The following is an 18,619-nucleotide window of genomic DNA, read 5'->3' on the forward strand; positions in this document are numbered from 1 at the left end:
GCACTGCCCGTGGACACTTTCCACCTCAGGCGGAGAGTCCTTTCTGAAATTGTTTGCTGATTTCTTCACATTCGGGTGCTCTTTTTTATTAAAACCAATTTTATAATGGTGATAAGATATTAAAACCAGAGGAGCACTCTAAATATGAAGAGAATCGTGAAGGGCGCAGTTATTACTTTATTAATATGTATTGGATTATCGGCATGTGGAGAGAAGGAGAGGGTAAAGGCTCCGACTAATCTTCCATCAGAAAAGCAAGTGGCAGCACAAAACAGTGAGATTACTCCTGAAGAGCTTCTAGACAGCCTTCGAAATCATACGACACTTGTACCTATAGGAGATATACCGATTCCTGAGGATAACCCAAAGAAGCCCGAAGTGCTTGAACTTGGGCAAACGTTATTTTTTGATCCGAGACTTTCAGGGAATAACCAAGTTAGCTGCGCTACTTGTCATGACCCGAGTTTGGGTTATGGCGACGCAAAACCGACTTTTGATAAATATACAGGTGACAATGGTGCTAGGAACAGCCCAACTGTAATTAACTCCGGTTATTACACGTACAACTTTTGGGATGGGCGAGCCGCATCTCTAGAGGAGCAGGCATTGGGTCCCATTCAAAATCCCAATGAGATGAACCAGCAGCTGGATGAACTTATTAAAGAATTATCAGCCATCAAAGGGTACCAAGAACGTTTTCAAGCGGCTTTTAACGACGGAATAACAGAACAAAATATTGCAAAAGCTCTAGCTGCTTTCCAAAGGCAAATTGTTGTAAAGGACACTCCTTACGATAAGTTCCTTGAAGGGGACACAGAGGCATTAACGAAACAAGAGGTAAGCGGCCTCCGATTGTTCACAGGAAAAGCCTTTTGTGTGACCTGTCACAATGGACCCAACCTATCTGATAACAATTTTTACAATATCGGTCTCAATACTGAAGACGAAGGCCGAAAAGCGGTTACAGAGCAAGAAGAGGATTTAGGCCGAATTCGCACGCCTGGATTATATGGAATTACGCATACTGCACCATATATGAGGGATGGCAGTCTTGCTACACTTGAAGAAGTAATTGATTACTATGACCGCGGCGGCGATGACCATCCCAATAAGAGCTTTTTTATCCAAAAATTCATGAGTCCTATTGGCTTAACAAACCAAGAAAAAGCGGTTTATTGGCTTTTCTAAAAACCTTAAGTGGAGAGCCGCCGATGTTTACGCAACCAGAACTTCCATAAAAAGATGGCTATGTTAAAGCTTATTATTGATTTCGGCACTCTGTTGATTTATGCGGAAGGCGCGAGACTCCTCGAAAATGCTATCGCATTTTCTTCGCGCGTGGGCAGTTTCGAGGATGTAAATCAATGTCCTGCAGGAGGACCGGACAGGGGAGGCCCCGCTTTTCTCTTAGCGCCGAGGAGTAGGAAAAGCGGAAGCGCCTGTACAGCCCCGACAAGTGCTGGAGGGCCTGACGATGAAGTCGTTCTTTGACTTCATCGTTGGGACCGAAGCGACTCGAGGGGATAGGCGCTGCAGCTAGACAGGCTACCCGAACCGCCTGCGGAAAGCGAAGCGCCTCGGGACAGTGCAGAGACCGCCTGTCCCTGTGGTGATTATTCGAAGAAGCATTCCTTAGTGGAGCACAAATCAACAGCCAAGTTTAACAGAGCCAAAAAAATAAATGCCTGAGCCCCCAATAAGCAGGGGGCTCAGGCATTTATTTTATGGATGTTTCCAACTTTTTAATGACCTTTTTGTATTGTTTAATAGAAGTTAGTTTGCCAGTATAGGAAACTTGGTTCTGATTATCTAGAGATATGAACATGATTGCGAGCTTCGGAAAAAATTTCTTGGACCGAAAACGCAGGTCTTTCCAGTAAATAAAATAGCCATTTTTTCTTTTTTGAACAAACGGGTAGGCAAAATTGGTGCTTTTAAGGAAGTTATCAACCTGATGATCCATACTGCTGTTTAATACCAATCCTGGATAGTCTATTTTCTTTGAAAAAGTATGTTCTATCCATAATTCTCCTTGCGAATAAGATCCAAATAAAAAATCCTGATTTGTTTCAATCATAATATTCCAGTGGAAAGCTGCTGTTTTAGGAATCATTTTTATCTGCAACGCATTTTGGAAATGCTGGCTAAGCTTCCATTTCGTATAATGAGTAGATAGAAACCGAATGAAAAGGTAAAAGACAATTCCTAAATAAACGAAAGAAAAGACTCTCCCTGTATCAAAAAAGGGAAGCAAACTAAATCCGAGGACATGGAGCATAATGATATATGGATCAACTAAAGGAAGGAAATCTAAGGACAGCCATTTTTTAGAAAACGGGCGTAATGCCTGTGTACCATTTACATTAAACAAATCTAAAAGAACATGTAATGTAACGGCAAGCAAAATCCATAAGAATAAGTGGGAGATAGAGTTGACTTGGAAGAATGGCAAAATAGCTGAAGTAGTAAGTATGCTCCATATAGGGATTGCCGGCAGTGAGTGTGACCACCCCCGGTGATTTCGATAATAACTGCCTTTCCCCTTCAAACGATACATAAAGTCAAAATCAGGTGCGTTAGATCCCACTACTGTTCCGATTAGGACGGCTGCCGATAAGGCACTATTGTTTGTAACCACAGGGTCAATTTGAGCAAGAGCACCAAGGCCGAAGCCAATGATAATGTGAGAAAATGTATCCATTACTTTTCCCCCTTAGCTTCAAGCATATATTTTTTTGGCGGGTTCATTGATAACATAAGAATATTGGTTAATAACTTCTTCAAAAATCTGATCCCATTTTTGTGTAAGTGCATACTTCCTAGCGTTTCCCGCCAATTGAACTCGTAACGGTTCATTGTCTAACAAGTGGAGAATATTTTTGATAAAATCCTCTGCATTCCCCGGTTCACACAAATATCCGGTAACGCCAGTCGAAATAATATTTTTCACTCCGCCAGCGTTCGCCCCGATCACAGGTGTCCCACTTGCAAGAGCTTCCAGAACAACATTTCCAAAGGTTTCAGTGGGTGAGGGAAAAACAAATAGGTCTGTTGCTGAATAGGCCTCGGCTAATTCAACACCCTTCAAATAGCCAGTAAAGGTCATATTTGGAACTTTAGTCATTTTAAGCTCGTCAAGCAGCGGACCATCGCCCGCAATGAGCCAATGTACGTGGTCATTTATTTCAGGAGGTAAAGAGCCAGCGACTTTCATGAGCGTTTTTAAATCCTTTTCTGGGGCGAGTCTGCCAACATAAGTAAGAATGTATTTCTCAGAAATGGCGTATCGATTGCGAATAATTTCTTTTTTGTAATAAGGATGGTAGACTTCGCAATCTACACCTCTTGGCCAGATTTCTAGGTTCCTGAAACCGCGGTTATTTAGTTTTTCAAGCGTATCAATAGAAGGTACAAAGAGCTTTTTAAAAGAACCATGAAACCATTTCATATATTTCCAAAGAGGTTTAGTTAGGAATTGAAGGTCATAAAAATGTAAATAGTCATTGAAATCGGTGTGATAAGAGCCGACAAGGGGAATATTTAATTTCTTTGCAAAATAAACACCGGAAAGACCAACAGTAAAAGGAGTTGCGACATGAATCAGATCTGGAGAATACTGCTCTATTTCTGCCTTAAGCTGCAGGATGTTAGGAAAAGCTAATCTACATTCAGGATAAAGGAAAAACGATAGGCTTTTAAATCGGTGAATATGGTCTGAAATATATTCATTTGAAACGGAAATGGGTGCAAAAACCTTATAAGAAATATCTTGAGTATCTAGATAGTCTGTAAATTTTTTGAGTGTGTTTGCAACCCCGTTTACTTCCGGATAAAAGGTATCTGTGAAAATAGCAATTTTCATATTAGCCCCTCCTGTTGTGAAAATCCGAATCATTTCTAGGATACGAAATAAAAACAGAGACTTCCGAAGCTCGCTCCTAGAATCCCCCCTGCAATAACGTCCGAAGGATAATGAAGCCCTAAATAGATTCTCGATATTCCTACACCAAGCCCTATAGGAAGAAGAACAATAGCTAATAAAGGTATATGGATTAAAAATGGAGCAATAACTGAGAAAACAGCTGTTGTATGACCAGATGGAAAAGAATGATCTTTCAAAGGATTAGGTAAGATTTTTGTTGTTTCAATTTGTAGATAAGGCCTTTTTCGCGGGAAAAGCTTTTTAACCAGTTGAACAGGTATATGACTTAGAGCTAAGGCGGCGGCACTTGAAATCGCTGTAAGTCTAGTTTGATTCGTTGTAAAGATGACGAGTAATAATGTTGTTGCACTTATAAAGAGAGCACCGCCAATTTGAGTAATCGTACGGAAAAAGAGATTCATAATCCTTTTATCAAAATGGCTGTTAATCTGTTGAAAGACTTTGCATTCGAATTGATATAAGGTTTGGATTTTTCTCATCATGACAGTGTCTCCCTTTAATTAATGTAGTGGGGCAGGCTTTACATTTACAATAGCTGGTCTGCCAATCGATACGTAGATAATCGGGTACCGTTGGACATCTTTAAGGGAATAGCAATTTCGGCCATCGAAAACAATCGGTTCCTTCATATAGGCCGCGTACACATCCAAGGGAAGGTGCTTTATTTGGTCCCATTCTGTTGCAATGACAGCAAAATCGGCCCCTCTCAGCGCATGACGAATATTGGTTGTGTACTCAATTGAATTTCCTATTAGTTTATGTGCTTTGGGAATTGCCATCGGGTCATATGCAGTAATCACTGTGCCTTCTTCGAGTAATTCTTTAATAATTGTTAAAGAAACAGCTTCACGGATATCGTCTGTTTCTGGTTTAAAAGCAAGACCAAGTAAGGCTGCTTTTTTTCCTTTTAGTGAACCGACTCTTTCTTTTACCTTCATCACTAGAAGGGAGTGCTGATACTGATTTACCTTAATGACGGACTCAAGCAACTCGAAGGGATGATGGACATTACCTGCTAGCTGAACGAGCGCTTTTGTGTCCTTTGGAAAACATGAACCTCCATAGCCAATTCCAGGCTGAAGATAAGAAGTCCCAATCCGTTTATCCAAGCCCATCCCATAAGAGACTTCCTCAATATTTGCCCCCACTTTTTCGCAGAGATTGGCAATTTCATTTATAAAGCTTATCTTCGTTGCAAGAAAGGCATTGGAAGCATATTTAATCATCTCTGCGCTCCGAATATCTGTGAAGAGTAACGGAATCTTTGATGGAAGGTAGAGCTGTTCCATGATTGATGCTGTTTCAGGGTTATCTGTGCCAATTACGATTCGATCCCCTACAAAGAAATCGATTACTGCTGAACCTTCGCGAAGAAATTCAGGATTGGATACTACATCAACTTTGAGGTGACGAGGCTTGCGCTGTTGGAAAATTTGCTTGATCATATCATTTGTTCCAACGGGAACGGTGCTTTTAGTACAGACAATGACGTCTTTCTTTATTGTGTTAGCAATGGTATAAACAGCCGCATAAATATAAGATAAATCAACTGCCCCATCTCTCTTTTCAGGAGTTCCAACTGCAATAAAAATGATATCGGCCTCTGAGTATGCTTGGTTCGGGTTCGTAGTAAAGCAGAGTTGACCGTTGGAATGGTTCTTTTCTAATAAAGATTCCAGTCCAGGCTCAAAGAATGGGATGTGTCCTTTTTCAAGCATTTCTATTTTCTCTTTTTGAGTGTCTAAACAGGTTACTTGATGCCCAGCTTCAGCAAAGCAAACTGCTGTAACTAACCCAACATTTCCTGCTCCTGCAACTGTAATCTTCATCATATCCCTCCAAATAATAGTGGTTTGTTATATTCTATCTGAATAATTTGAACTTTTTCTTAACCTAGTGTTAAGAGAGTGTAAAGACTTTGTATAGTATGAAGGGAGCCAGCGCTTGTTCGCATTAATAAAGTAAAGACCTGAGCCCTGGTGCGTTTTTTGGTGAACGCAACATGGCTCAGGTCCCTATTTTGTGTACCGATTTGCATAGCTGGAAGCAACGAAGGCATTTGGTTTAATCTTTGGTTCCACACCCATCGACTCCATGCGGGCTACCATTTCTTTTACAAACTCGCTGGTTTTGTTGCGTTTTCCAGAACCAATGTCAATATGGCCCTCCATTGTGAAAGTTGCTCCCTGATAGACAAAGGGAAGGACGATATTGATTAACCGATCCTTTCTTTCCTCAGTAAATAAGGCAACAATGTCCTCTGTTAATGAAAGTTCAAAGGAAATCCTCTCATGCAGATGAGTCATTTTTCTAGGGATTACAATCTTCCTTATGCAAGCCCAAGCCCCTTTACCCGCATTTTGAATGACAATACCCGTAATAAAAATGGTATGTCTTTTATGAACCTGTGAATCCGTCCCGACCATCAACCGATAATTCCCGCTTGGCGCTATGTTCATGAACTTTACAATGTTTTCGAATACCTCTTCAAATGACATGCTTTTCTCACGAAGATTCTGAAACGAATAATCAAAAACCTGATAATTTTTCATTTAGAACACCACATCTTTCCTTTCTAGAAGTAATGACTCTTACTTTCTTAATATTATTTTATGGAATTAAAATTATTCTTGTGCAACAGGAATCGGACATGCAGCATACAAAGTTGTCCCTTGTGATATACACGATGACTAAAAGGTTTAGAGGATTATATATGAAAGAAGGTTAACTTTTCGTAAATATTGTGTGAGGTTTGCTTTGAGTAATCAAAAAAACAATAAGACTGTCCACCTGGGGTGGAAAGTGTCTTTCTGTGGTGCCTGTCACCTTTTTAAAAAACATTGTAGGAACAAGTTCTTTTGATGTAATATGACTTTATTAGTTTTTTTTGTGGATAGGAGTGCGTAAAATTGGCGGAAAATTTTGAAAGACAGATTTTGACTTGGTTTGAACATTTCCATGCTCATCCCGAGGTTAGCTGGAAAGAGGTTAAAACAACCCAAGCAATTGCAGATATTTTAGATAATCTTGGCATAGAATACACTCGTTTTTCTGATGTAACCGGGCTTATAGCGGAATTCGGCGAGGGAGAAGAAGTGATAGCAGTCCGGGCGGAAATAGATGCTTTATGGCAGGAGGTGGACGGAGTTTGGCAGGGGAATCACTCCTGTGGTCACGACGCCATTATTTCAATGGTGCTTGGAGCTCTTCTTTATTTGAAGGATCAGCGTCTCACTAAAAGGCTGCGTTTTATTTTTCAACCGGCAGAGGAAAAAGGAAATGGTTCAATTGCGATGATTGAAAGGGGAGCTATCGATAACGTCAGCCACTTATTCGGTATCCACCTTCGACCAATAGAAGAGCTTCCTATGGGACGAGTTTCTGCCTCGATTCATCACGGAGCGGCAATCTTTCTAGAAGGTAAAGTCCTCGGTGAAGATGCACATGGTGCCAGGCCGCACCAAGGTAAAAACGCTCTAGACGTGATTGTTGGACTGCATCAGTTCGTCAAATCAATTTATCTATCACCGTTTGAAGCCTATTCTGCAAAACTTACAAAAGTTATCGCTGGCGGAGAGAGCTTAAACATTATCCCAGGTTCTGCGGAATTTGCAATTGATGTCCGGGCGCAGAAAAATGAAGTTTTAGAAAAACTGAAGGATCAAATAGACCATGGAATGAACAGCTTAAAAGACCTTTATGGGGTGGATATCGAATGGAAATGGAGCGATTTTACTCCTGGTGCTGAGGTTTCTGCTGACGCAGAAGCAATTGTGGAAGAAGCGATTCGAAATATTGCCGGCAGTGAGGCGCTTGCACCACCCGTTATCACGTCTGGCAGCGATGATTTTCATTTTTATACGATAAAGAATCCAAGCTTAAAGGCATCAATGATCGGTGTTGGGGCAGATCTTCAACCAGGTTTACATCATCCTAAAATGTCCTTTAATCCATCATCCCTAGACCTTGGAGCACGTATTTTAGCTGAAACGCTGCTGAGAGCGTAAAAAAGTAGGTGCCTGTTACCAAACTAATTTGGTGACAGGCACCGTTTTTTTTATAACAAAGATTTAATTTCCTTGATTTGTTCGATATGCCGCTCTTCATGGAGGTAGATCAATTCGACCCATTGGTCTAATGGCATATAACCAAAGAGTGGGTGCTTGGCTGATTTTTCTGCTAGTACGGACTTGTCTTCTAATTGATTATAAAACTCGAAAAATATGCTTCTAGAATAATTTAAGAGTTCTTTAATCTGTTCAGAATCCAAAGGATCATCCCCTGGTGCCACGATATCGGGTGCTTTTGCCTTCTGAGTGCGTTCAGCTGCCAGCTGAACGGGTACAGGCTCTGCTTTTCTCCCGTTACTTTTATTAAGCCCGTAAATAATCGCTTGTGTGAAGATGCTTTCAGATAAGTACAAATGATGACACACCTGAGCAACACTCCACGTATCAGGGTCAAGCTTTTTATTTAAATCTGCATTGCTTAAATCAGAAACTTCCCTTAACAACCTATTCCTTGTTGCAATTAGTTCCTCCACTACAGTTATACTCATGGCCAACCACTCCTTAAATAAACATTCAATATTGTTTATATTCACCTTTATAAAAAATATTCCTTCTAATCAAAATGGAAAAATATTACTGATTTTTAATTGTTATATGAACAACAATAGTGTATGATACATAGTATAAAGTATAGTGTATGACGTACAGCTTAAAAAAACAAAGGAGGTGGATGGATGAATGAGTACCTTATTAAATTCACTAACTACTGAGCTAAGGAGAGGGACATTAACATTGGCGGTGTTAAGTCAGCTGCGTACACCACAATATGGATATTCCCTTGTCCAATTATTAGAACAATGTGGGATTTCGATTGAACAGAGTACACTATATCCGTTGCTTCGCCGCCTGGAAAAACAAGAGTTAGTCACAAGCAGCTGGGATACAACTGAAAGCAGACCACGCAGGTATTATGTGTTAACACCATATGGTATCGATATCTATCAACAATTAAAGGAAGAATGGGAAAAGACTTCGCAAGAGCTTTCCCTATTATTAAAAGGAGAGGATAACTGATGAGAATGATCGACCTTTATATTCAAGAGGTTACTCGCAGGCTCCCAGAGAAAAGTCGAGAGGATATTGCACTCGAGCTTCGTTCAACAATTGAGGATATGCTTCCGGATGAATACACTGAGGATGATGTTAAGCCGGTCCTTGAAAAAATGGGGAATCCGGCCCTCCTGGCGAGCGGATACCTAGATCGTCCCATGCATTTAATAGGTCCACGCTACTTTGATGTCTATATCAATCTGCTAAAAATAATTCTCCCCATTGCTGTAGTAATTTCCCTGATTTCATTGATAGCCAATACGATTCTTTCCTATTCTGGGGAGGAAGCGGTTTTAAATGTACTATTAGACGCAATAGGTTTGGGGATTTGGGGAATAGTGAGCACTGGTATTCAAGTGTTTTTCTGGTTAACGGTGGTATTTGCGATTATTGAACGAACAGACCATAAGAATAGTCAGACGCCATTAACAGCATGTTTTAAAGAGTGGACGCCAGATGACTTAAATAATATTCCTTATATTCCAAAGGAAAAAGCTATATCAAAGGTGGAAGTGTTTCTTGGATTGCTTTGGACAGCAATCTGGGCAAGTGTCTATTTCAATGCAGCTAGTCTTCTAGGAGTCTATGAAAAAGGAAGTAATGGTCTCGAATTTGTAACGCCAACCTTCAATCAAGAGGTTCTGTTGTCCTACTGGCCATTGGTGGTGGTTGTTGTTGGACTGGAGATTGCCTTAGACATGTATAAATTGACAACGGGTCAATGGACTAGAAAAATTGCAGTGCTCAATACGGTTATGCATGGTGTCTCCTCGATTGTATTTATCGTCATCATTAGCAACAATCAATTATTTAATCCAGCATTTGTTACCTATATGACTGATCTATTTAGTCTCACTGGTGATTTTGATAACTGGTTTTCCTGGGGAGCGATATTTTCATTCCTATTATTTGCTGTAGTTGATGTATACCAAGGCTTTCGAAAAGCTAATATAAAAAAATAACAAAAGGCATCATCCAAATGGATGGTGCCTTCATCATTAATTCTCCTGTTGTACCGTACGAAGTTGATTGTTTTTTATATAGAAGATGATAGTGATAAGAATGGTTAGTCCACCATAAAGGACGCACATTAACTGTAGTCCGATGAAATCCAGAAAGAATCCAGTTAAAAGCAGCACGATTTGGAAGCCAATCCGGTCAAGCATATTACGGAACGAGAAAAATCTTCCGTGGAAATCCTTCGGTACTTTTGTTTGAAATATGGTAGATGCTGTTGGATAGAAGCAGCCAACAGAAAAACCAAAAACCAGAAATGCTGCTATTGTTACAAAGGTAACATCCGCAAAATAAAGCAGAAGCTGAGACAGACCGACGAGGATCGAGCTGCTAAATAAAATGGTGTAAGAAGATAGTTTGTCACTTATTTTTTTAATGAAGAACGCACCAATCATAAAGGAAACTCCTTCAGCTGCATAAATCCAGCCTTTGATAGCGGAACTATCCTGGAGTTCACTGATGTTAATCACCAAAAGGTTGAATCCGCCTAGAAATAAAAGTGGAACCAGTGTCATTAATAGGGTCATGAAGACAACCGGAAGACCCTTAATCACAGGTAATACATCTTTAAAACTCGATTTTCCATTTGTATTCTTCTTTGCTGGAGAAATATTATTATTTTCCTCAAAGTTTAAGAACCAAGTTAGGATAAGTAATCCTAGGTAGGCAACTAATGAACCGATATAGAGCATGGATAAGGGAAGGAGTACCAAGAGAATCCCAGCAACGGCCGTACCGATGATCCGTGAAAGGGTGGATACATTCATATGAACTCCATTGAGCTGGAGTAAATCCTTATCTTTAACAATAAGAGGAATCGCTGCTTGCAGTGCTGGAAAATAGAAGGCAGCAGAAATCTGAATCGAAACAAAAAATACAAGCATCCACCAAACAGATCCTGTAGCTATCGCAATTAGCATGAAGACGACACTGATCGTACGCAGTAACCCCGACCATAGCATGACTGTTCTTTTACTTTTTTGGTCGGTAATTTTGCCCGCATAAGGGCCAACGACAATACCTGCTACCAGCCCGGTAGCCATAAGAAGTGATTTTAAGAAATCAGAAGGTATCTTTTCCTGCATGAACTCTAAATTTCCAATAATCCCAAGCCATAACCCAAGACCAGCGATAAATTCCCCCGCCAAAATAATCCATACATTTCTGTTTTTCCACATAAGCTGGCCTCTCAATCATTTAAATTAATTCGCATTCAAACACTATCATAATCTAATTGTTAATAGATTAGAATAACTACTTTTTCTTTTAAGAGGAGTACAAATTCTTTTTTAAAATTTATATTACCTGTCCTCCTTTCACCAAGTTTTCACCATTGTCATATAAACTTCAAACTATCAAGAACGAAAGGAGGAAAAATAGCGATGAATACTAGAATTAAACTAGCCATTTTCTGGGGTGTGATGATTACGTCAGCACTGGTTGTAATTAATTTCTTTCTGCATTTCTTAGGAGGAAATCAAACCAATGTTGTGTTCCAAAATGGGTTTCGACCTGAAGGCCGGGGGCACCATGGCGGAAGGGGACACCACCAGTTTATGAATGGCCCTCATCACGGCGGAGAATTTTCATGGCTTGGACTCATATTATTTCTAATTATTGGACTAGCCATTGTAGTTCTAATCGTGAGATGGGTTAGAAGGAAAGCAAAAAATTCAGCTATGCAACAGTTTATTGAAACACCTGTAACAGGTTCACATATTCCAATCGTCAATCAAAATGCAAGCATGCTAGACCAGTGGGAAAAAAATATAAGCAAAAAAGGAGAATAAAGAAAATGGGTATTTTTAAAAGAGTAAAAACGATCACGAAGGCTGAAATTAATGGATTATTAGATGGGATGGAAGATCCAATTGCAATGTTGAATGAATATTCCCGAGAATTGGAGCAGGAAATTCTAAAGGGTCAAAAAGCTTTATCACAACAATACCTTGTGGAGAAAAAACAAGCCCTTTTACTGCTAGAAACAGAAGAGGTGATATCAAAAAGAACGCGTCAGGCGAAACTAGCCATTGAAAAAGAAGAGGATACAATTGCGAAATTAGCGGTTCAGGAAAAGCTGCTTCATGAAAAACAGTATAACCTGTATCAGCAGCAATTGGAGGCAATCAAAGAGCAGACCCAAATCTTAGTAGAAAAATTGAATCAGTTGAAGGAAACCTATAATGAATTACAGCATAAGAAAATTTTATTAGCTTCCCGGGCAAATGTTGCTCAGTCGATTAAACAAATTCAAAAAGCGACTGTTTCCTTTCAAACGGATAACATCGCAAGAGGTGTTGCACGTGCGGAGGAGCGTATTATGTTGATGGAGGCTCAGGTACAAGCGGGCAGCCAGTTCACCAGCCCTTTAGCGCAGCATGATGCTGTTTTCCAAAACTATGTAAGAGAAGAAGAACTCGAAAAGGAAATTGAAAAACTAAAACGTGAAAAAGTGACATTATAAGGATAACGAGAGAAAGGAAGCACACTTTGCAGGATTGGTGCTTCTTTTTCTTTATAGGCTGTGTTACAGGTAAATAGATTTTTGCAATGTTGATTTGTGCGGAAGGTGAAGCGCCTGTAGCACAAATCAACAGCCAAGTTTAACACAGCCTCTTTATACAAATGGAAAGGAGAATTAACGTGAGTACTACTAGCCTTATTCTGATCTATTTGACGGCAGCGCTGGCAATTAGCAGGCTACCTATGTTTAGAGTTTATTTTTCCCTATGTAATACACTAATAGAAAAGATTATTCATGTTTTAGCAGTGGTTGCCACGAGAGAAGGAAAATCTAATAAAATTAAATTATATAAAAACGGCTCAGGTGAGACAACAAGTATTGTCAATTCGAAGATCCAGAAGGTAATGATTGTTTATATAGGGTATACGGGTACATTGTTACTAGCAATGGGGTTATTTTATTTACTGTCATTGAATAAGTTTCATTTCGTTATTTATTTCTTTATCGCTCTAATGGTAATCTCTATTTTACTTTGGATTCGCAACCTTTTCGGGATTTTGTGGGCGTTATCATTTGTTGCGCTATTAGCTGTACCACTGTATTTCAGAAATGAATTAGCTATTATGCATATAAGTATCTTTTTATCCTCACTTATTCTCATTCAAGCCATCATAAATGCCTTCCAAGTAATTAGACAAAGTTTTAGGACTGAAGGAAAACAGGGCGCTTTAGCAAAAATTGCAAGGATACCAGCTATTATTTGTGGAATTGCCTTACTTGGCCAGTCGCTCTATGCAGCATATTTTATTTTCAACGAAGTTCTCAATTTTAAGGTGGCTATGATAAGATTTGAGTTGTTAGAAATCATCCAGATAATGGAGAAGTTTATCACCTGATTAAAAGGAGATTCTAAATCATGAAGATCTTATTAGCGGAAGATGATTCACAGCTAGGTGAATTGATTGTATATATGCTAACAAAAACTGGATACAAGGTAGAGTGGGTAATGGAAGGGGAAGATGCCTATTATTACGCTTCCAATACACACTATGATGTATTCATCCTTGATTGGATGATGCCAAACGGTGATGGGGTTGATGTCTGCCGCCGATTACGGAAACAAGGATATTCAGGTGCTATCCTGATGTTGACTGCAAAAGATACAGTGGAAGATCGGATCGAGGGATTGGATTCCGGAGCGGATGATTATCTTGTTAAGCCTTTTGAAATAGGAGAGTTGCAGGCACGCTTGCGGGCTCTTTCGCGGCGTAATTATGCCCCTATTTTAGAAGAGGAAATTACGTTACAAGATCTAGTTCTAAATAGAAACGGTCATTTTGTTCGATTTGGGATTGAAGAAATCCAATTAAGTCCTAGGGAGTACCAGCTATTAGACTTATTGGTCCAAAATAAAGGACAAGTCATCCCGCGTGAAGTTATTCTTGAACGAATTTGGGGGCTGGATTCTGACGTTGCGCTTAAAACGATTGATGCAACCGTTAAACTTATCCGAAAAAAATTAGATAAAGTAGGAAAACAAGAGTTGATTCAAAGTATAAGAGGGGTAGGTTATAAGCTTGAAAACTAATCTGCTTTTATTCTTCCGCTCTTTAACAAACTTTGATGAGAAGGATGTCTTTAAAAGTACCCAAGGCAGGCTTACTCGTATCTATAGTGGGCTGCTGATTTTATTTCTTATTATCTTTATCATGATTGTTTATTCCGTACTTTATTTTAGTATTTTGAGGAATCAGGAGACTGAACTTGAAACATTAGTGAATCAGGAAGCAGGTTTTTTAGAGGATTATTTAACGACAAATGAAAAAAGTGATTTTCGCGGGATTCAAAATCAAGAGGTAGTGTTTGCCGGAGCCAACCAGCTTTTTTATTATGTTGTGAATTCAAATGGAGAATTGATAATGGGAAACGAAGCAGATCAGCGAACCCGATCTGCTATATTAGGGATTTTGAATGGAAAGGTTTTGGACGATGGAGACATTCTTAAGGAAACAATTCACCTAGAAGGAAGCGAGAAAGGCAGAGGAAAACCAGGCGAATTTTTTCAACGCAGGCCCGAGAGAGACATCACCCTGATGATAGCCAGCGAGTCGATATACGATAATGGCCGCTTTGTCGGCAAATTGTTTATTGGTAAGGATATTTCCTTTGCCTATCAGCTTTTCCATTGGCTATTGATCATCCTTTTAGTAATTGGAATTGTGTTTGTAGGTGTGGCATTACTTATCAGTGCAGCCATGTCTAAAAAAGCAATGATTCCGATTAGCAGAGCTTTTACTAGACAGCGGGAGTTTGTGGCAGATGCATCGCATGAATTACGAACTCCCTTAAGTGTGTTGTTATCTTCATTAGACGCAATAGACATGACGATTGATACGAAGGAAGAAGAATTTGCTGGTAAGCTGTTGTCCAATATGAGGCAGGAAGTGAAACGGATGACAAGCTTGGTAAGTGACTTGTTAACGCTAGCACGTTCAGATTCAAATATCATCGAACGGAGAACTGAGACGTTTGACTTTCTTCCTCATGCTGAGAAAGCGATTGAATCTGTCCAGCCACTAGCAGATTCAAAGCAGATTAGGCTCCATTTAGAGGCTCCGGATTCACTGATGGCAACGGGAGATTCGCAGAGATTATCGCAACTGCTATATATACTGTTAGACAACGCTATTAAATACACACCAGGTAATGGAGAGGTATGGCTCTTACTAACAAGGGAAGGTAATGAGCTTTGTATGAAGGTTAAAGATACGGGGAAAGGGATTAAAAAAGAGGATCAGGTTCACATCTTTGAGCGTTTCTACCGTGTAGATAAATCCCGTTCACGGCAAATGGGAGGACATGGGTTAGGACTTTCCATTGCAAAATGGATTGTGGAAACACATAAAGGAACCATTAACATTTCAAGTGAATTAGGAAAAGGTACTATATTTACTATTGTAATTCCTATAAATCCTTTATGATTTATTACCTTGAATAGATAGGAAATTCCTGCCTATAATTGAGTGTAAGATATCAATAATCGGGTGTGGGAAAGCAAGTGGATCTTCAACAAGCAATAGATTCAATTAATTATTGGGCAGTATTAGTAGCCGCATTATCCGCTTTTGTCATTGGTGGACTTTGGTATTCCGTATTATTCGCAAAGCCCTGGATGGAGGAAAATGGCTATACAGAAGAAAAATTAAAGAATAGCAACATGGCAGTGATATTTGGCGGATCATTTATACTATCCCTCATCATATCCTTTGTACTTGTAATGTTCCTAGGTCCAGAAAGAGACGCCATCTTCGGTGCAACAGCAGGACTAATGGCGGGACTATTCTGGGTAGCAACCGCAACGGGAATCACCTACCTATTCGAAAGAAAATCACTAAAACTATACCTAATCAACGCCGGCTATCACGTTATAACCTTCACCATTATGGGGTTAATACTGGGAATGTGGAGATAAAATTTGGTGCCTGTCACCAAGGTGACACCTAAAAGGTGTCCACCCAAAAATGCCTGATCCTTTTATTTAGGGTCAGGCATTTTTGGGTGGACCAATTGAAAGATGTTTGCTAATAGAGACGGTTAGTTTCAATAAGACAACGGACAAAATGACATAATACCATGGATCCCACCAGACCTGGCTGTGGAGAATTCCTGCCTTTTGCAGGAGAATGTTCACCGTAAATATCAAAAGGGGAGTCAACACATATTTCACCCATTTAAACTTCCAATGACGTTTGGCAATCCATACGTAGAAAAGACTGGCGCCTATATAAAAGAGGGCACTAAAGGCAGTAGTATCTTGGGAGAGATTGTCAAACCAACACAGTTCATAATATCTATTTGACAAAAACATAATAGGCATAATATGCAGAGAACCAGAGAAGGGACTAACAATTAAAAACAGAAATATTGAATGCAGGAACCCGTTTAATGGATTCGATAACAGTTGATGGAACACTTTTGCTAATGGGAAGTAGACAAGTAATCCAAAAGATGTGAAACCAATCTTCCACCAATTATGGGAATAGATATGCAGCTTCAGAAATGTCCATTCAATCCCTGCAAATAAGCTAATAAAAAAAAATATCCATATCCAATTTTTTCGCAGAGTAGCAATAAAAGTAGCGACAACAGGTAATGCCAAGGCATTTGAGGCAATTGCCCCCATATTACTATCGTAAATAGTATCGTGCTTAATAAGTTTAGGATAATACTGATAACTTTGTCCAAAGTTGTAAATCACTGCTTCTATAAGATATCCAAGACCCACTATGGTGCCAAAAAGCAATAAACTTCTGCAGCTTCTTGTTTTTATATACACATAAATTAACAGAAGAATACTTAAGATACCTAATCCGAGATACCAGTAGGAATTAAACTCCATATTTATATCTCCTTCTGTTTATTATTGTTAGCAGGTAGTATTCATCAAAGTGAAAAATTTATTCAAATTATTAGAATAAAAAAATATATTATTCCGACTTGACTGATAGGAATATGTGTATTAATATTTTCATAGACTAATTTACGCAACAAAGAAATACATATAAATAAAAGGGGGAAATAAGATGAATGCAATTCTTATCATTGTGAATGTTGCAGTATTGCTTTTACTCATGGTCGGTTTGCGCCTAATGGCAAAGAAACATGTATCATTCTCAAAACGTGTATTCACAGGTTTAGGTTTAGGACTTATCTTTGGTTTTATTATTCATTTAATTTATGGTATAGATTCTGAGGTTACAACGGAATCCATCGCGTGGTTTAATATTGTAGGATCCGGTTATGTTAAGTTACTACAAATGGTGGTTATGCCGCTTGTATTCATTTCAATCGTAGGAGCCTTTACAAAATTAAAATTAACGAAGAATATCGGAAAGATCAGTATCCTTGTAATTGGAATTTTACTTGGAACAACTGCTATATCTGCAGCAATTGGAATTGGTACATCATTAGGGTTTGGTCTTGATGGTATCGAATTGACTGAAGGTGAAGCAGAAATTGCACGAAATGCTGCATTAGAGGAAAGAGTTGTTACAGTTGAAGCAATGACCATTCCTCAACAAATCCTTGAGTTTTTCCCAGCAAATCCGTTTGCGGATTTAACAGGTGCTCGTGCAACTTCAACGATTGCAGTTGTTATCTTTGCTGCTTTTATCGGAATTGCTTACCTTGGAGTAAAGCGTAAAGAGCCAGAACATGCTGAACTTTTTGCGAAAATCATTGATTCTCTCTATTCAGTAACTATGAGAATTGTTACGTTAATCCTTCGTTTAACGCCATATGGCATTTTAGCAATCATTACAAAGGTTGCAGCAACAAGTAATTATGACGCTATTGTAAAATTAGGTAAGTTTGTTATAGCTTCTTATGTAGCACTTATTCTTGTATTTATTGTTCATTTATTGTTATTAGCAATCGCAAAGATTAACCCAGTTAATTTTGTGAAAAAGGCTTTACCAACTTTAACATTTGCTTTCACTTCTCGTTCAAGTGCAGGAACACTGCCGTTAACGATTAAAACGCAAACGAAAGACTTAGGTGTTTCTGAAGGGATTGCAAACTTTGCAGGTTCATTTGGATTAACGATTGGTCAAAACGGATGTGCTGGGGTTTATCCAGCAATGCTAGCGGTTATGGTTGCACCAGCAGCTGGTATTGATCCACTAAGCCCTGGATTTATTATTTCCTTGATCCTTGTTGTGGCTATTAGCTCATTCGGTGTAGCAGGTGTTGGTGGTGGTGCGACCTTCGCAGCACTAATCGTACTATCTGTTATGAACCTTCCAATTGCGATTGTAGGTCTTCTAATCTCAGTAGAACCACTAATTGACATGGGACGTACAGCACTAAACGTAAGCGGATCAATCACATCCGGAGTCCTAACCAGCAAAGCAACAGGTGAATTTGATAAAGAAGTATATCAACAACCAAACATTGTAGAAGCATAGAATATAGTGATAAATATATGGTGACAGGCACCACTCGTGGACACTGTCCGTGTGGTATGGACACTGTGGGATTTACTGGATAGTCATGATGACTATCCAGTTTTTTTAT

The 18,619-nt window shown here is 39.3% G+C and carries 19 protein-coding genes; 11 read left to right on the forward strand and 8 right to left on the reverse strand.

All coding sequences use genetic code 11. The features are described from left to right. Positions 1-144: 144 nt before the first annotated feature. Entirely contained in the window at positions 145-1,188 is a 1,044-nt protein-coding gene (locus tag QNH48_RS02785; RefSeq protein ID WP_283953668.1) for a cytochrome-c peroxidase, read from the forward strand. Between the two features lie 529 nt (positions 1,189-1,717). Here the strand turns inward: QNH48_RS02785 and QNH48_RS02790 are convergent. The 5 genes from QNH48_RS02790 to QNH48_RS02810 form a co-directional block, all read right to left on the reverse strand. Further along, positions 1,718-2,701 carry a metal-dependent hydrolase gene (locus tag QNH48_RS02790; protein ID WP_283953669.1) on the reverse strand — a complete coding sequence of 328 codons (984 nt, stop codon included), beginning with the start codon at positions 2,699-2,701 and terminating at the stop codon, positions 1,718-1,720. Positions 2,702-2,719: 18 nt separating this feature from the next. After that, entirely contained in the window at positions 2,720-3,862 is a 1,143-nt protein-coding gene (locus QNH48_RS02795; RefSeq protein ID WP_283953670.1) for a glycosyltransferase family 4 protein, read from the reverse strand. Between the two features lie 35 nt (positions 3,863-3,897). Next, entirely contained in the window at positions 3,898-4,422 is a 525-nt protein-coding gene (locus tag QNH48_RS02800) for a phosphatase PAP2 family protein (protein WP_481858480.1), read from the reverse strand. A gap of 21 nt (positions 4,423-4,443) precedes the next feature. Further along, positions 4,444-5,772: a UDP-glucose dehydrogenase family protein gene (locus tag QNH48_RS02805; protein ID WP_283955664.1), complete on the reverse strand. Its 1,329-nt coding sequence runs from the start codon at positions 5,770-5,772 to the stop codon at positions 4,444-4,446. A gap of 186 nt (positions 5,773-5,958) precedes the next feature. Further along, positions 5,959-6,495, reverse strand: a complete 537-nt coding sequence (locus QNH48_RS02810) for a ribonuclease H-like YkuK family protein (protein ID WP_095247933.1) — start codon at positions 6,493-6,495, stop codon at positions 5,959-5,961. 357 nt (positions 6,496-6,852) lie between these two features. Here QNH48_RS02810 and QNH48_RS02815 point away from each other — a divergent pair, with 357 nt between their 5' ends. Further along, complete coding sequence (locus QNH48_RS02815) at positions 6,853-7,950, forward strand: amidohydrolase (RefSeq protein ID WP_283953672.1); 1,098 nt, start codon at positions 6,853-6,855, stop codon at positions 7,948-7,950. A gap of 50 nt (positions 7,951-8,000) precedes the next feature. Here the strand turns inward: QNH48_RS02815 and QNH48_RS02820 are convergent, their stop codons facing one another. Further along, the gene (locus QNH48_RS02820; protein WP_283953673.1) at positions 8,001-8,501 is read right to left on the reverse strand and encodes a DinB family protein; all 501 of its coding nucleotides are present in this window, start codon (positions 8,499-8,501) and stop codon (positions 8,001-8,003) included. A 190-nt stretch (positions 8,502-8,691) separates the two neighbouring features. On the opposite strand from QNH48_RS02820, the gene QNH48_RS02825 reads away from it, so the two are divergent. Together QNH48_RS02825 and QNH48_RS02830 are read left to right on the forward strand one after the other, a co-directional pair. After that, a complete protein-coding gene (locus QNH48_RS02825; RefSeq protein ID WP_133371392.1) occupies positions 8,692-9,027 on the forward strand; it encodes a PadR family transcriptional regulator in 336 nt (111 codons plus the stop codon). Beyond that, positions 9,027-10,025: an HAAS signaling domain-containing protein gene (locus QNH48_RS02830; RefSeq protein ID WP_283953674.1), complete on the forward strand. Its 999-nt coding sequence runs from the start codon at positions 9,027-9,029 to the stop codon at positions 10,023-10,025. Before QNH48_RS02825 ends, QNH48_RS02830 begins: the two co-directional genes overlap by 1 nt. Before the next feature lie 36 nt (positions 10,026-10,061). On the opposite strand, the gene QNH48_RS02835 is transcribed toward QNH48_RS02830, so the two are convergent. Continuing rightward, the gene (locus QNH48_RS02835; protein ID WP_283953675.1) at positions 10,062-11,258 is read right to left on the reverse strand and encodes an MFS transporter; all 1,197 of its coding nucleotides are present in this window, start codon (positions 11,256-11,258) and stop codon (positions 10,062-10,064) included. Between the two features lie 204 nt (positions 11,259-11,462). Here QNH48_RS02835 and QNH48_RS02840 point away from each other — a divergent pair, with 204 nt between their 5' ends. The 6 genes from QNH48_RS02840 to QNH48_RS02865 all read left to right on the forward strand — a co-directional run bounded on the left by QNH48_RS02840 (position 11,463) and on the right by QNH48_RS02865 (position 16,016). Further along, the gene (locus QNH48_RS02840) at positions 11,463-11,870 is read left to right on the forward strand and encodes a hypothetical protein (RefSeq protein WP_283953676.1); all 408 of its coding nucleotides are present in this window, start codon (positions 11,463-11,465) and stop codon (positions 11,868-11,870) included. Positions 11,871-11,875: 5 nt separating this feature from the next. After that, positions 11,876-12,544: a PspA/IM30 family protein gene (locus QNH48_RS02845; RefSeq protein WP_283953677.1), complete on the forward strand. Its 669-nt coding sequence runs from the start codon at positions 11,876-11,878 to the stop codon at positions 12,542-12,544. A gap of 179 nt (positions 12,545-12,723) precedes the next feature. Continuing rightward, positions 12,724-13,440 (forward strand): M50 family metallopeptidase, encoded by a 717-nt coding sequence (locus QNH48_RS02850; protein WP_283953678.1) that lies wholly within the window; start codon positions 12,724-12,726, stop codon positions 13,438-13,440. A 20-nt stretch (positions 13,441-13,460) separates the two neighbouring features. Then, a complete protein-coding gene (locus QNH48_RS02855) occupies positions 13,461-14,132 on the forward strand; it encodes a response regulator transcription factor (protein WP_283953679.1) in 672 nt (223 codons plus the stop codon). Further along, positions 14,122-15,525: a sensor histidine kinase gene (locus QNH48_RS02860; protein ID WP_283953680.1), complete on the forward strand. Its 1,404-nt coding sequence runs from the start codon at positions 14,122-14,124 to the stop codon at positions 15,523-15,525. The genes QNH48_RS02855 and QNH48_RS02860 overlap by 11 nt, the downstream gene beginning before the upstream one ends. 77 nt (positions 15,526-15,602) lie before the next feature. After that, positions 15,603-16,016 carry a DUF1761 domain-containing protein gene (locus tag QNH48_RS02865; RefSeq protein WP_283953681.1) on the forward strand — a complete coding sequence of 138 codons (414 nt, stop codon included), beginning with the start codon at positions 15,603-15,605 and terminating at the stop codon, positions 16,014-16,016. 72 nt (positions 16,017-16,088) lie between these two features. On the opposite strand, the gene QNH48_RS02870 is transcribed toward QNH48_RS02865, so the two are convergent. Next, positions 16,089-16,943 carry a hypothetical protein gene (locus QNH48_RS02870; protein WP_283953682.1) on the reverse strand — a complete coding sequence of 285 codons (855 nt, stop codon included), beginning with the start codon at positions 16,941-16,943 and terminating at the stop codon, positions 16,089-16,091. 184 nt (positions 16,944-17,127) lie between these two features. On the opposite strand from QNH48_RS02870, the gene QNH48_RS02875 reads away from it, so the two are divergent. After that, positions 17,128-18,510 carry an L-cystine transporter gene (locus QNH48_RS02875; RefSeq protein WP_283953683.1) on the forward strand — a complete coding sequence of 461 codons (1,383 nt, stop codon included), beginning with the start codon at positions 17,128-17,130 and terminating at the stop codon, positions 18,508-18,510. Positions 18,511-18,619: the final 109 nt, after the last annotated feature.

The organism is Neobacillus sp. YX16 (assembly GCF_030123505.1).
GTDB lineage: Bacteria > Bacillota > Bacilli > Bacillales > Cytobacillaceae > Neobacillus.